13 protein-coding genes and 9 tRNA genes are annotated in these 13,859 nt (G+C 43.3%); 10 read left to right on the forward strand and 12 right to left on the reverse strand.

The window, feature by feature from the left end; translation table 11 throughout:
• Window positions 1-49 precede the first annotated feature (49 nt).
• From V6259_RS14640 to V6259_RS14670, 7 genes are all read left to right on the forward strand, one after another.
• A complete protein-coding gene (locus V6259_RS14640) occupies window positions 50-667 on the forward strand; it encodes an LPP20 family lipoprotein (protein ID WP_341585118.1) in 618 nt (205 codons plus the stop codon).
• Window positions 667-1,866: a flagellar assembly protein T N-terminal domain-containing protein gene (locus V6259_RS14645; RefSeq protein WP_341585119.1), complete on the forward strand. Its 1,200-nt coding sequence runs from the start codon at window positions 667-669 to the stop codon at window positions 1,864-1,866. The genes V6259_RS14640 and V6259_RS14645 overlap by 1 nt, the downstream gene beginning before the upstream one ends.
• 54 nt (window positions 1,867-1,920) lie before the next feature.
• Window positions 1,921-2,148 carry a cell division protein ZapB gene (locus tag V6259_RS14650; RefSeq protein WP_133013192.1) on the forward strand — a complete coding sequence of 76 codons (228 nt, stop codon included), beginning with the start codon at window positions 1,921-1,923 and terminating at the stop codon, window positions 2,146-2,148.
• On the forward strand, window positions 2,148-2,624 hold the full coding sequence (locus V6259_RS14655) for a hypothetical protein (protein ID WP_341585121.1): 477 nt from the start codon (window positions 2,148-2,150) through the stop codon (window positions 2,622-2,624). Before V6259_RS14650 ends, V6259_RS14655 begins: the two co-directional genes overlap by 1 nt.
• Window positions 2,625-2,641: 17 nt before the next feature.
• Entirely contained in the window at window positions 2,642-2,791 is a 150-nt protein-coding gene (locus V6259_RS14660) for a hypothetical protein (protein ID WP_165942919.1), read from the forward strand.
• Between the two features lie 15 nt (window positions 2,792-2,806).
• Window positions 2,807-3,781 carry a ProQ/FINO family protein gene (locus V6259_RS14665; protein WP_341585123.1) on the forward strand — a complete coding sequence of 325 codons (975 nt, stop codon included), beginning with the start codon at window positions 2,807-2,809 and terminating at the stop codon, window positions 3,779-3,781.
• A gap of 54 nt (window positions 3,782-3,835) precedes the next feature.
• Window positions 3,836-3,919, forward strand: a tRNA-Tyr gene (locus V6259_RS14670).
• Between the two features lie 900 nt (window positions 3,920-4,819).
• Here the strand turns inward: V6259_RS14670 and V6259_RS14675 are convergent.
• From V6259_RS14675 to V6259_RS14715, 9 genes are all read right to left on the reverse strand, one after another.
• Window positions 4,820-4,895, reverse strand: a tRNA-Lys gene (locus V6259_RS14675).
• A gap of 34 nt (window positions 4,896-4,929) precedes the next feature.
• Window positions 4,930-5,006, reverse strand: a tRNA-Pro gene (locus V6259_RS14680).
• Window positions 5,007-5,008: 2 nt separating this feature from the next.
• Window positions 5,009-5,084, reverse strand: a tRNA-Asn gene (locus V6259_RS14685).
• A 39-nt stretch (window positions 5,085-5,123) separates the two neighbouring features.
• Window positions 5,124-5,199 (reverse strand) — tRNA-Lys (locus tag V6259_RS14690).
• 14 nt (window positions 5,200-5,213) lie between these two features.
• Window positions 5,214-5,289: transfer RNA gene (locus V6259_RS14695), tRNA-His, on the reverse strand.
• 25 nt (window positions 5,290-5,314) lie between these two features.
• Window positions 5,315-5,391, reverse strand: a tRNA-Pro gene (locus tag V6259_RS14700).
• 3 nt (window positions 5,392-5,394) lie between these two features.
• Window positions 5,395-5,470, reverse strand: a tRNA-Asn gene (locus tag V6259_RS14705).
• Between the two features lie 48 nt (window positions 5,471-5,518).
• A tRNA-Ser gene (locus tag V6259_RS14710) sits at window positions 5,519-5,609 on the reverse strand.
• Window positions 5,610-5,671: 62 nt separating this feature from the next.
• Window positions 5,672-6,742 carry a polysaccharide deacetylase family protein gene (locus V6259_RS14715; RefSeq protein WP_341585124.1) on the reverse strand — a complete coding sequence of 357 codons (1,071 nt, stop codon included), beginning with the start codon at window positions 6,740-6,742 and terminating at the stop codon, window positions 5,672-5,674.
• A 196-nt stretch (window positions 6,743-6,938) separates the two neighbouring features.
• Between V6259_RS14715 and V6259_RS14720 the strand changes: the two genes are divergently transcribed.
• From V6259_RS14720 to nudC, 3 genes are all read left to right on the forward strand, one after another.
• Window positions 6,939-8,135, forward strand: a complete 1,197-nt coding sequence (locus V6259_RS14720; protein ID WP_341585126.1) for a glycine C-acetyltransferase — start codon at window positions 6,939-6,941, stop codon at window positions 8,133-8,135.
• A 32-nt stretch (window positions 8,136-8,167) separates the two neighbouring features.
• Entirely contained in the window at window positions 8,168-9,193 is a 1,026-nt protein-coding gene (tdh, locus tag V6259_RS14725) for an L-threonine 3-dehydrogenase (protein ID WP_341585127.1), read from the forward strand.
• Window positions 9,194-9,265: 72 nt separating this feature from the next.
• Complete coding sequence (nudC, locus tag V6259_RS14730; protein WP_341585129.1) at window positions 9,266-10,090, forward strand: NAD(+) diphosphatase; 825 nt, start codon at window positions 9,266-9,268, stop codon at window positions 10,088-10,090.
• Between the two features lie 116 nt (window positions 10,091-10,206).
• Here the strand turns inward: nudC and ppnN are convergent, their stop codons facing one another.
• The 3 genes from ppnN to V6259_RS14745 form a co-directional block, all read right to left on the reverse strand.
• Entirely contained in the window at window positions 10,207-11,580 is a 1,374-nt protein-coding gene (ppnN, locus tag V6259_RS14735; protein WP_207923287.1) for a nucleotide 5'-monophosphate nucleosidase PpnN, read from the reverse strand.
• A gap of 110 nt (window positions 11,581-11,690) precedes the next feature.
• Complete coding sequence (gene zapE, locus V6259_RS14740) at window positions 11,691-12,830, reverse strand: cell division protein ZapE (RefSeq protein WP_341585131.1); 1,140 nt, start codon at window positions 12,828-12,830, stop codon at window positions 11,691-11,693.
• A gap of 102 nt (window positions 12,831-12,932) precedes the next feature.
• Window positions 12,933-13,619 (reverse strand): glutathione S-transferase, encoded by a 687-nt coding sequence (locus tag V6259_RS14745; RefSeq protein WP_341585133.1) that lies wholly within the window; start codon window positions 13,617-13,619, stop codon window positions 12,933-12,935.
• Window positions 13,620-13,859: the final 240 nt, after the last annotated feature.

The following is a 13,859-nucleotide window of genomic DNA, read 5'->3' on the forward strand; positions in this document are numbered from 1 at the left end:
ACGATATTTTATGCAAAACAAGATAAGGACTTCCATTGGGGACGCCATTATGACACTAGTTTTTAAATTTTTTTCCATCGCCATAATGGGCATTGCTCTTGCGGGCTGTCAAAATTTGTTTCAAAAAACCGGAGAAGACTGCACGACTGTTGGCCCTTGTAATGGCAACACCGTGGACATGGGTAACGGCAATGCGCTTAATTACCAAAACCAAAATCAAGTTACGCGAGCAATAAGACGCGAACCTATTATTATCAATGCCACTGGCTATGCTGCCGTCAGTACAAGCAAACGATTCTCCAAATCTCAAGCACGGCTGATGGCATTACGCAGCTCCACATTAGATGCTTATCGAAACCTTTCCGAACGGGTATACGGCTTGAAACTTGATGGATCAAGCTCGTTAAGCAACATGGTTTTACAACACGATGAGTTACGTTCTTATATCGACGCCTATCTCGTTGGCGCTAAAGTCGTTTCACAGCGTGAACATGAAGATGGCACATTTGAAACGGTTGTTGAAATGGCGCTTCAAGAAAACTTTCGCCAGTGCGTAAGCTCACCCAATAACATCTCTAATGACCCAAGATGTAAAGCTCACCAAGACTATCGAACAGTTGATGCCTCTAGCCCAACACCCACCGCCAATTTCTATACGATTGAATAATGCCTTTAATGCTTAAATTTATTCTATTCGCCACACTGTCTTTGCTCTCCATTGCGCCTACTTTTGCTCAATCTGTAAAGGCGACTGGAAAAGCCATTATCTACAACGATGACATTGACGATGCCCGCTATCGAGCAACACAAGAAGCGATCAAACAGGCAGTCCTTCAATCAAGTTCAAGAGTAAGCGTCAATGATCGCCTGAAAAATGGCGATCTGGATTCAGACATTCAAATACGCAGCTCAGGACGTGTTCAGCAAGCTAAGATCATCCACGAAGAGCGTAAAGGTGATTTTCTTACCGTTATCGCTCGCGTCAATGTCACTCCCGACTCTCAATGTAGTAATGGTGCGACTAATTATTATGAAAAGTCAGTTGGCATCATAGGCTTTCAACTTCAAGACCCGGAACAAGCCAGCCTTGGAAGATTAAATAATATATCTAGAGAGCTACCAAAAGATCTCGCCAATGCCATTAACAAACAAGGTTTTCTTCGCGCCCTAACTGCTACCAACGTTGCCCTTTACCCTGATTTAATAAATGCCCCTTCTTCAATGACTTCCGAAGGTAACCTAACAAACGTTACCCGTATCGGACAACAGTTAGGGGTACAGTATATAATTGGTGGCGTCATTCGTGACATTAGCCCACTTTATCTAAGAACACCTGATAATTTAGAGGCAACACCGTTAGAGAAAGACAAAGCAATACAAAAGGAAAGAAATTTTGTATTGGATCTCTATATTTATGATAGTTTCAGTGGCGCACTTCTTTTCCAAAAACGCTATAGTGAAATTGGCAACTGGGACATTTCAGATAATGCTAGAATAGGTTTTGGTAGTGCTAAGTTCTGGACCATACATTATGGTAAAGTCGTACGTGAAATATTACGAGAAAGCGCGATTGATACCAGTGAAAAACTACGTTGCCAACCATTTATTGCTAATATATTTCGCACCGAAGGGAACCGCATACACATTGCCGCTGGCTCTTTATCAGGCATAAAGCAAGGGGATAAATTTAGCGTTTACCGTCGCTACGAAATTTTCAATCAAAACCAAACAGCTCAAACACAACTGAACAATGCCAATATCAATGTTACTATTAAGCAAGTTCAGCCAAACTTCTCCATCGGCGAATTGGCGGTAGATGCGCAGATATTAAATGTTCAGCAACAAGATGTTGTAATTGCTTGGTAATTTTTACTATAACGCTATTTATAAAGCGGTTTTATATACTTTTAGGATAAAAAAATGAATAACGAACTACTTCACCACCTAGAACAACGCATTAACGAAGCCGTAGAAGAAATTTCATCTTTACGTCAAAAAATCTCTGAGCTAGAAATGCAAAACTATGAAATCAGCGAAGAGAAAAGTGAGTTAGAAAACACACTTAACCAAAAAAATGAACAACAATCGAATTGGGAGTCTTCCTTATCCCAGATGTTAAATCGTCTTAACCAGCTGGATAATAAATAATGAAACCCATCATTTTTGCCACTTTAGTTTTTTTCTGCGGGAGTACATTTGCCGACGAAGGACAAATTGCGAGCTTGCTAAACTTTGAAGCAACCGCAACACGACCATCAACAGATAACGAAACCGGAAGCACAACCTCCGTAGTGAGCACTATGATGGAGTTCACAACGCCTTCTAATTTTTCTATTTACGGTGGTTTTTCCTTCGCATTAGGAGATAACCCAGAGAGCTCAATTGCTCTTGGCTCACGCTACTACAGTGCTACACCTGCTTTTCAATTGATTCCAGGTGTGCCAATGTGGTCGTATCTGGGTGCCGGCGTCTATTTTTTCGACAAAACTGTTTACTATCCTGAAGCAGGTTTTCGCATAGCGACCTCTAACACCAGCCGATTAGACGTATTTGTTAAACTTTTAAACAGCAGCAGCCCTAAGTATGATCAACATGTAATGGTTGGTGCAGGCCTTACTTTCTAAGCTGAATGAAATCAATAATGACTTTAGCTCTTTGCTTCTTGCCTGCACTTGCTTATGTTTGGCACAAAAGTAACCCAGCTATTTCGATAGTTCAGCCGAATGATACTCAACGGCAAGAAATGATTGGTGTAAAAAACACACCTCTTATTCCATTAACGCCGTTATAGAATTGAGCCTTGTGTATGGAACAAATAATTGCCAAACTCGAAGCTGAAGTCGATCAGCTTATCGAAAAGCTAAAAGCTGCCAACGAGGAAATAACGAAGCTAAAAAAAGAGGGTATAAACACTCTCGACAGTAGCGCCTCAATGGACCTTTTAAAAAACATGGAATCGCGTTCAACGGAAGATCAATTGCAGTTATATATTGAAGACTCTTTAGATCTTCTTATTCCGGCCGAAACCATTAAAAATGCAGCATCAAAAAGTGACGTAGAAGACCAACTAAGCTTTGACTTGCTGCACTCTCTTGCTGAAACCAGCATCACAACCACGACAACAGAACAGACTGATTACATGACAATACAACAACTAGAGCTTAACGGCTTGCCAGACGTACTAGATGAAACTCAAGTGGCAGCAACAGTAACCACCGATGTACAACCAGCAAGTGAAAGCACGCAAGAAGCAGCGACACTGACGCCAGAGCAAAAAAAACGTCAGAAAAACCAAAAAAACAACCGTCGCCTGATCAAGATGCTAGAAGACCGTTATCCAAAAGCGTTTGATTGGAACCAGCCTAAACCCCTGAAGGTCGGTATAGACAAAGACATGGTTCTTGATGATGACTTTAACGTCAGCAAGCAAAAACGCGCCTTAGCCGCTTACACACGCTCTGATCGCTATAAGAAATGCTTATTAACAGGCCAACCTCGTATCGATCTTGAAGGGACTCCTGTTAGCAACGAGCCCGCATTGCCTGACTCTATGATCCCAAAAAAGGAAAAGGCTACGTTTAATCGCCCTAAAAGCGAAAAACCACAACGCCCGAAAGCAAAACCTCAAGCGAACAATAGAGCAAGCCAAAAGCCAAAGAACAAACCAAACAATAAATCCCAAAACACTCAGACCGTTCAAAAGCGCCAGGATGATGCCTATGACAATCTGTCTCCTGAAGAACGCATGAAAGCGAAACTAGAAAAACTTCTTAAGAAATAAGAAAAAAGTGTTTACACGGTAAAGCGTGACGTATAAGATACGTCGCGCTGCTGTGGAGGGGTTCCCGAGTGGCCAAAGGGAGCAGATTGTAAATCTGCCACGAAAGTTTCGGTGGTTCGAATCCACCTCCCTCCACCATTAGCGCTTTTCCTTATAGATCAATTCTTTATCTATAATTAAAAAATCTTTTTCAAGATTTATCAAGTATTTTCATTCTAGAAAAACACCTCAAAACGTTATCCACAGAAAAACACAACCAAACTCAATAAGCAAAAACTGAATAACCTACCCGGTTAAGCACAAGCTTATCCACAAAAAACCCATTTAAAGCCAATTAACACTTCAAAACAAACAAATCCACAAGTTACCCACACCAAAGCAACGTCAACCCAAAAGCCCTCACAGCGCCACAGAAAGCAAAATAAACACCATACAGCCATAAACCAGCAACACTTGACCTTGCGGGCTGGAATACCCAAAGAAGAGCGAGCATCAACTTGAGACTTGGCGCCTCAAATGCGAATTAAAACCAAAACAACAAGTGATGCTATGTAGCCGAAAGAAATCACTCTAATCACACTTGTCTCGCATGATGAGCTTTATCAGCACAATGACAATTGTGCTGCTCTTTTTTATAAGCACTCCAACCCACACACACAAAAACAAACAGCCTGTCTTGAACGAGATCATTATGCTCAAGGCAGTACCTTCATAGCAAAGCACCACCCGTCATTTCGACTTTAACCGATGATTGAAGTTAAATACTCTCCAGTTACCGGCCGCCCTTTTTTTTACAAACACCCCAGCCCACAAAAAAACAGACAGCTTGTTTGAACAAGACGATAGACGATAGACGATAGACGATAGACGATAGACGATAGACGATAGACGATAGACGATAGACGATAGACGATAGACGATAGACGATAGACGATAGACGATAGACGATAGACGATAGAGTTTGAAGTTATCTAGAGAAAGATCAAGGAATTAAATAAGAAAAGGAAGAATAAAATTGATAATGAATTATGAGAAGAATGGTGGGCCGTACTGGATTCGAACCAGTGACCAATTGATTAAAAGTCAACTGCTCTACCAACTGAGCTAACGGCCCGCTCATAATTTCTTTCTTTAACACATAAACCTAATGGTCGGAGTAGAGAGATTCGAACTCCCGACATCCTGCTCCCAAAGCAGGCGCGCTACCAGACTGCGCTATACTCCGATTGGCTCCTCGAACTGGACTCGAACCAGTGACCCAATGATTAACAGTCATTTGCTCTACCAACTGAGCTATCGAGGAATGAATCAGGTTCTACAGAGTTAGAATCTGTATGATAGTTGGTGGGCCGTACTGGATTCGAACCAGTGACCAATTGATTAAAAGTCAACTGCTCTACCAACTGAGCTAACGGCCCGACTATCAGAGTAATGGGGTGGACGATGGGGCTTGAACCCACGACCGCCGGAATCACAATCCGGAGCTCTACCAACTGAGCTACGCCCACCATTACTAGGTGACGATAAAATTAATGGTCGGAGTAGAGAGATTCGAACTCCCGACATCCTGCTCCCAAAGCAGGCGCGCTACCAGACTGCGCTATACTCCGATCTGGCTCCTCGAACTGGACTCGAACCAGTGACCCAATGATTAACAGTCATTTGCTCTACCAACTGAGCTATCGAGGAACTAATTTTATCTTTGCTTACAACACAACAACCTTCCTAAAAGGAAGATGGCGGAGGAGGAGAGATTCGAACTCTCGGTAGGCTATTAACCTACGCCAGTTTTCAAGACTGGTGCATTAAACCGCTCTGCCACCCCTCCGTTGCGAGCGAGGTGTATAATACTGATTTGAGATTTCAGTGCAACATCTTTTTGAAAAAAAGTTAACTTTTTCCCACTTTTTCTATTACATAGCCCTGATCTGCCCCTGGACGGATCCAAACATTGGAATACCAGTAATAATGCTTAGCGCTGTAATCCGGCATAGTGCAGTTAATTCGCCCTCGTCCTACGCCAAATGCCTTGGGTGCAGTGACAACCACTTCGTTCTTTTTAATCCAGTTCAATGATGCCTTACCTTGCCCTGATACATAACAAGCTAAATCTTTCAGGCGATACTTACCCGGTTTAAAGGTTAAACGAATAGACACGGGCTTATCAGTCGCAAAATCCCCACCACTGTCTTCATTAAGCAGAGGCATAGGCTTCGACGCCAACTTCACCTTTAACGTAGATAACTTAGCAAAACGCCCAGAAGCAGGAAAACGCGGCAGGTCTTCAAAATCAGAATCCGCACTGACGACTCCAGACTGTTGACCAAACGCCATAATGCCTTTCTCTTTCATCATCGCGCGTATCGTACCGTCTGACTCGCCATAGGGATAAGCCAGCATTTTTGGAGAATGACCTAGCTGCTTATTCAGCACAGTTTCTACGGTGTCGACTTCATGTGACATCCGAGCCAACCATTGATCATAGGTTTCATCTTCCGCTTTGCGCAGCATATAAGGGTGGCTGATCGTATGATTGGCAAACACGCCACCAGACAACTCCATCTCTTTAATGTCTTTCCATGTCAGAAAATGGTGGTTCCGCCCAATAGGCTGTGTGTTGATAAATACAGTGAACGGGAAGTTTCTTTCCTTAAGGATAGGGAAGCCACCCAGATAAATATCTCGGTAAGCATCATCAAAGGTGATTGCTACCGCTTTATTCGGCAAGCTCTCATGCTTTTTCAACTTTTCTAATGCGTCTTTCAAGTCCACCACCTGAAAACCGGCGTCCTTAAGATAATCCATTTGCTCGGTAAACTGAGCCGGTGTAAGCGAGGTAGAAGCCGGGGTTGTTGTACTCACATGATGGTATTGAAGAATGGGCAAATAATCCTGAGCATTTACCCCAACGCTGGCCACCATGGTACTGATCAACACACTGCTACGTATTTTAGATAACATTCAATCTTCTCTCTGCTTAAAATTTGCGCTTATTCTACGTGACTGCTTTGTCAAAAAGCCAGCCGAACTGCTAACCGTCAAATAAAACCAACTAACAAACTGTTATGGTCATTTTAATAGGCCACTGCATCTATAAGATACACAGCAAGCCTTCTACACTTATTTGATACATAACACAGAATAAGAGGAAGTCATTATGAGTCGATCTACATTTCTTCAAAACTTGGAACACCAGCTTCAGGAATTAAAAGAGCAAGGGCTTTATAAAGAAGAAAGACCATTGATCTCTCCACAAGCAAGCCAGGTAACAACCGCAGACAACACACCATTAATTAATCTCTGCGCGAACAACTACCTTGGCCTTGCTAATCATCAAGCAGTGACAAAAGCCGCTCACGAAGCCCTAGATACTTTCGGCTACGGCATGGCCTCTGTACGTTTCATCTGTGGCACACAAAACATTCACACCACACTAGAAGCGCAGCTCAGTCAGTTTTTGCAAATGGAAGACACCATTCTTTATTCATCATGCTTCGATGCTAACGGTGGCTTATTTGAAACCCTGCTAAACAGTGACGATGCCATCATCAGCGACGCTCTAAATCACGCCAGCATCATTGACGGCATTCGCTTATGCAAAGCCAAACGCTACCGCTATGCCAATAACAATATGCAGGAACTAGAAGAGCGCCTAAAACAAGCGGACTCCGAAGGCGCTAAAACAAAGTTGATCGTCACTGACGGTGTATTCTCCATGGACGGCATCATTGCCGATTTGAAATCCATTTGTGACCTAGCAGATCAATACGACGCACTGGTTATGGTCGACGATTCCCATGCGGTCGGTTTCTTAGGAGAGAATGGCCTAGGCAGCCATGAATACTGCGATGTTATAGGCCGCGTAGATATCATTACCGGCACTCTAGGAAAAGCACTAGGTGGCGCCTCTGGAGGTTACACTAGCGCCTCAAAACCTATAGTTGAGTGGTTGCGTCAACGCTCTCGCCCTTACTTATTTTCTAATTCACTGGCTCCCGTCATCACGGCCACCACATTAGAAATTCTAAAGCTCATTCAAAAAGGCGGAGAGTCTCGACAAAAGCTCAAAGAGAACAGTGCTTATTTCAGAGAAAAAATGAGCAATTTAGGATTTAACTTAGTCCCAGGTGATCACCCCATTATTCCTGTTATTCTCGGTGATGCCACACTGGCGAAAGACATGGCCAATGCTCTCTATAAAGAAGGCATATATGTCACTGGGTTCTCCTATCCCGTGGTTCCAATGGGTAAAGCGAGAATTCGCACTCAAATGTCAGCATCACTGACCAAAGACCAACTCGACCATGCCATTGAAGCTTTTGCCAAAACAGGTCGCGCTCTGAATATTATTTAACGTGCCCTGAACCCTATTTAAGGAGTCTTATAATGAAAACCCTTGCCAAACTTCATGCTGAAAAAGGCATCTGGATGACAGACGCTCCACACCCAGAATGCGGCCATAACGATGTCGTTATTAAGGTCCACAAAACGGCTATTTGTGGCACCGATATGCACATCTACCACTGGGACGATTGGGCGCAAAACACAATCCCTGTTCCTATGACAGTGGGTCATGAGTTTGTTGGCGAAATTGCGGAAATAGGCGCTGAGGTGAATGGTTTTAACATCGGCGATCGTGTGTCAGGCGAAGGGCATATTACTTGCGGACATTGTCGTAACTGCCGTGCAGGAAGGCGTCACTTGTGTCGAGAAACACAAGGCGTCGGTGTTAGCCGTACTGGCGCTTTCGGAGAGTATCTAGTCATCCCTGCGGGTAACGCCTTTAAAATCCCTGATGATATTAGTGATGACATGGCCGCTATTTTCGACCCTTTTGGTAATGCAACTCATACCGCATTGTCATTTGATTTAACCGGTGAAGATGTCTTAATCACTGGCGCTGGTCCCATTGGCGCTATGGCTGCCGCCATTGCCAAGCATGTTGGTGCGCGCAACGTGGTTATTACCGACGTCAATGATTTTAGACTCGACCTAGCGAAAAAAATGGGCGCAACTCGTACCGTTAATGTCAGCAAAGAACAACTCAAAGACGTAATGAAAGAGTTGGGGATGACAGAAGGTTTCGATGTAGGCCTCGAAATGTCAGGTAACGGTGCTGCGTTTTCTTCTATGCTCGAATGCATGAACCATGGTGGTAAAATCGCCATGCTTGGCATCCCAGGTAAAGAAACCACCATTGATTGGAACCAAGTTATTTTCAAAGGGTTAATCATCAAGGGAATCTATGGTCGTGAAATGTACGAGACCTGGTACAAAATGGTTGCCATGCTGCAGTCTGGTCTCGATATTAGCCCAATTATTACGCACCACTTCCCTGTTTCGCAGTTTCAAGAAGGATTTGATGCCATGGCATCTGGCCAATCAGGGAAAGTCATCCTTAATTGGGGTTAATCAGAGTGACTTTGTTGCGTCTAAAGCAGGTTCGCGTTAGCGTAATCATTTAGCACGCAACAGAGCATTCTCATGTTAGAAATTGGCATTAACGCACATCCCGCACCTCATCAAGATGCGCTCTATATTTTACTGTATAAAAACCAAGTTTTAATCGAATCAGAAGAACACTTTCTCATTCCATTTACTTCCTTTCAGCCCGATGCAAACATGCGCGCGGTATATTGTGGACAATGGTGCTCTGCGGATGGCGCTCGTCAAGATGTGTTTGTTTGTCGTTTTGAAAATAAACCCAGAGGTTTTGACGAAATTGGCCTACGTGAATTGCTTTTTTTACAAGACGAAGCAAATTACCTATTACTTAGCCGCGCACACCAACTTTCCACCTGGGACAGAGATCATCAATTCTGTGGTCGTTGCGGCACTGAAATGCGCAGTAAACACACGACAGAACACACGAAAATCTGCCCAACGTGCAATCTACGCCACTATCCTCGGATTTCTCCCTGCATCATTGTTTCTGTCAAAAAAGGCAATAAGCTACTACTTGCCAGAGGCTCACAAATGCAAACCGACATGCACAGTAACATTGCAGGTTTTGTTGAAGCAGGTGAAACACTAGAACAAGCGGTCGCTCGCGAAGTGCGAGAAGAAGTCGGCATCGAAGTAAAAAACATTCGCTATGCAAGCAGCCAACCTTGGTCTTTTCCACATCAATTAATGGTCGGTTTCTTTGCTGACTACGATGGCGGAGAGCTGACACCCGCTCCGGGGGAAATAGAAGAAGCCGCATGGTGGGACATAGACAACTTACCCAATATCCCTAATCAGGTGACTATTTCAGGCCAGCTCATTACGCAGCATGCGCAATGGATAAAGCAGCAACTTGATAAATAAGTCTTTTCCTGTGGTTAGGTTAGCAGTTAGGTTAGCAGTTAGGTTAGCCAACCAAAAATAGCTGAACAAAATAAAGGGCCAAATCAAATGGCCCTTTATTTTTGCTTTCTATCTTATTAGTCCGTGACCACTTTATAGCAAGGAATGTACTCACTGCCGGGTAATTTCATACGCTGCTGGGCAACAAAAGCCTGTAACAAGGCATCTAATTTTTCCAACATGACTTTGTCGCCATGAATTTCAAACGGCCCAAATTCTTTAATATAAGCCACGCCTTGCGCTTTAACATTACCAGCCACAATTGACGAAAAAGCACGACGTAAATCCGCCGCCAACAAATGTGTTTCCTGACCAAAGTGCAAATTCAAGCCACGCACGTTTTCATGAGTAGGCTCAAATGGGCGCTGAAATTCCTCAGGAATATAAAGCTTCCAGTTATAGTAAAAAGCATCTTGATGCGCTTTACGATAATGACGAACTTCTTCTAAACCCTGCTTCATCGCGCGCGCAACAGCCACTTCATCCTCAATGATGATTTGATATCTATCCTGTGCTTCCTTACCTAATACATCCCCGATAAAGGCATGAATTTGCTCGAAATAATCTGCGCTTTCTTTTGGTCCAGTGAAGATTAGCGGAAACGGCATATCGGCATTTTTAGGGTGCAATAAAATGCCTAGGATATACAAAATTTCTTCTGCAGTGCCGGCGCCACCAGGAAACACAATAATACCGTGACCAGTCCGAACAAAGGCTTCTAAGCGCTTTTCAATGTCCGGCATAATGACCAATTTATTAACAATGGGATTTGGCGATTCTGCGGCAATAATTCCTGGCTCCGTTAAACCAAGATAAACCCCGGTATGAACTCGCTGCTTAGCGTGCGCAATTGCAGCCCCTTTCATAGGACCTTTCATTGCCCCCGGTCCGCAACCGGTACAGATATTTAATTCACGTAAACCCAGCTGATGCCCTACTCGCTTGGTGTAATCGTACTCGTATCGAGCGATCGAATGTCCACCCCAACACACCACCATATCTGGGCTTTGAATACGACGGAACACATTGGCATTGCGGAGCAGCTCAAACACAACATTGGTGATTTTCTCAGAACTTGCGTTGTCTAACCCGCTTGCTAAATTGTATTCATGGTAAGTAAAAATAATGTCACGTAAAACGCTAAATAACATTTCACGAACACTGCTAATCATTTTGCCATCAACAAATGCACTGCCTGGGGCATTTTTCAATTCCAGCTTGACGCCTCGTTCTTGTTGAACAATACAGACATCAAAATCTTTAAACTCTTCGGTTACAGCATTCGCATCATCAGTGTCACTGCCACAGTTTAAAATAGCTAACGCACAGCGACGAAATAATATATGCAATGAACCCGTATCATCAGACATGCGAGATATTTCGCCTTGCGATAACACCTCTAACGCACCTTTTGGTGCGACCAGCGCATCAACGCGATCTTCATACAACATGATCGCTCTCCTTCTCATTATGTGATTGTCTTAATAGCTATATTGGTCATGGATAGCACTTTTATCAAGTCATAAAAACTTAAGAAAAGCGATAACCAAACGCGAGTCGCTCAATGAGCACGCATTGATTGATAATAAAGGGATTGCATTTCCGTTATACGACTGTAAGTTCGTCGAAATTCAAATAACAGCGCGCCATTCAGATACAAGGATGTAAGCGGCACAGCGGCATTTAAATACAGCACCACTTGATGGTCATAACACTCATCCACTAGGCTAATAAAACGCCTTACTGCATCGTCATTAATACCCAAGCTTACTTCTCGCTCACCGGTTTGACCCGATCCAATCGAACCATCTTCCGTCCCACGCGCTTTAATATGCTCATAGGGCTCACTGCTTAACGGTGGAATGCCTGAGACTAGAATACAAGAAAAACGCTGCGCCAATTCAATGTAATCTAAAGACGATCTAGGCCCATCACAGAGATCATAAAAATCAAACCACGCGATATTCGTTGATGACTTTTTCACCTTAATATAACGGCGACACACGACCAACGGTGAAGATGATACCTCTCCTTTAGATAAGGTTAAAAAAGCCAATTCCAAAGCATTGTCATCTTGGACAAAGTACACTGGATCGGTCCCTTTATGCCGCATCCTATGGTCTTCTTCGCCATGTAAATGAATACTTTCCAAATGATTCTGTAACAATGCAATCGATGGCTCAAAACGCTGCTTTTGTAATTGGCTCTGAAACAAACCTTCCACGGGAATATTAGACGTTGCCACCAACACCACACCCTCATCAAAAAGCGACTCAACCAGGCCTCCCAATAACATAGCATCGCCAATGTCTGAGATAAAAAACTCGTCAAAACAAAGTACTTTACACTCAGCAGCTAGACGCTTGGCAATGCCTTGCAGTGGATTTTTCTGACCGAATGCCATATTAAGCTCTTGATGCAAGCGCGCCATAAAGTGATGAAAATGCAACCGTAAGCCCACCCCTTCCGGTAAACATTCATAGAAGAGATCCATTAAAAAGGTCTTACCGCGACCTACATCTCCCCACATATAAACGCCTTTAATGGCTTCTACAGTGGCGTTTTTATCGCTTTGTATCACAGGAGAAATAAGGCCAAGATAAACACGATTCAAGGCCAATAATGCGACTTGCTGATGCTCATCAAAATGAATATGCTGATGATGCGATTTTTCTTGATAGGCTTCTAAAGGTGACAGCATAAAATGTAAACGTTTATGAATAGAGCAACATTGTCGCTGTTGGTCATCGGTTTCTCAAGGCGCTTTATTTGTCCGCCATCAAACAAAACCTTAATAGTATGACTAGAGCGTTATCTCTGCCCCTTTATAACCCAGCAACATATCCTGCTTTTTCATCGTGTTTTTATATCCCGTTGTCGCTTCAACCTGTTTTAAAAAGCGGAAAATATTAGGGTACTGGGATATATCCAAGCGGGTACTCACCGCCATCAAAGGAAAACTCATTTGAATATCGGCGCCTGTTAATGACTCACCCGTAAACCATGTATGTTTCGTTAATGTTTGTTCAATAAACTGCAACTGCGGGGTCAACCTAGGCTCAATAAAAGCAGATTGGATTTTTTGGCTAATAGATTTGGCTATCGGTTTAACAAAAAAAGGCATGGGGCTGGTCGCCATTTTGGTAAGCACCAGCTTCATCACCAATAAAGGCATTAAAGACCCTTCAGCAAAATGCAGCCAATAGCGATAATTCAACAATGCCTGACCATCGAGAGGCTTCAAACATCCATCCTTGTCATATCGATCAATTAAATACTCAATGATAGCGCCCGACTCAGCCACCGTTAACGCCCCATCAGTGATCACAGGGGACTTCCCAAGTGGGTGAACCTTAGTTAACGATTCTGGCGCTGCCATAGTGACAGGGTCCCGCTTATATAAGACAACATCGTAGTCCAGCTTTAACTCTTCTAACAACCATATAACTCGCTGTGATCGAGACTGCTCCAAGTGATGAACCCTGATCATACAACCCCCTTTGTTTAAAATGCGTAATACTAAAAAAGAACACCATAGACTTTACGCACAAACAAAAGAGTTGGATGACAAAAACGTGATTCAGAAAGAAGAGAACTAAGCGAAGAGATAATTAACTCCCAAAATAGCCAAAACATCATTTTGGTCACAATATGGCCCAAGTTTTGTCCCATGAAGAAAAAATGTGTTGTATAGACTCAAAGAAGGGGGGAAAGGATTTTCTATGAAATC

Source organism: Marinomonas sp. TI.3.20 (assembly GCF_038155025.1).
Lineage (GTDB): Bacteria > Pseudomonadota > Gammaproteobacteria > Pseudomonadales > Marinomonadaceae > Marinomonas > Marinomonas flavescens.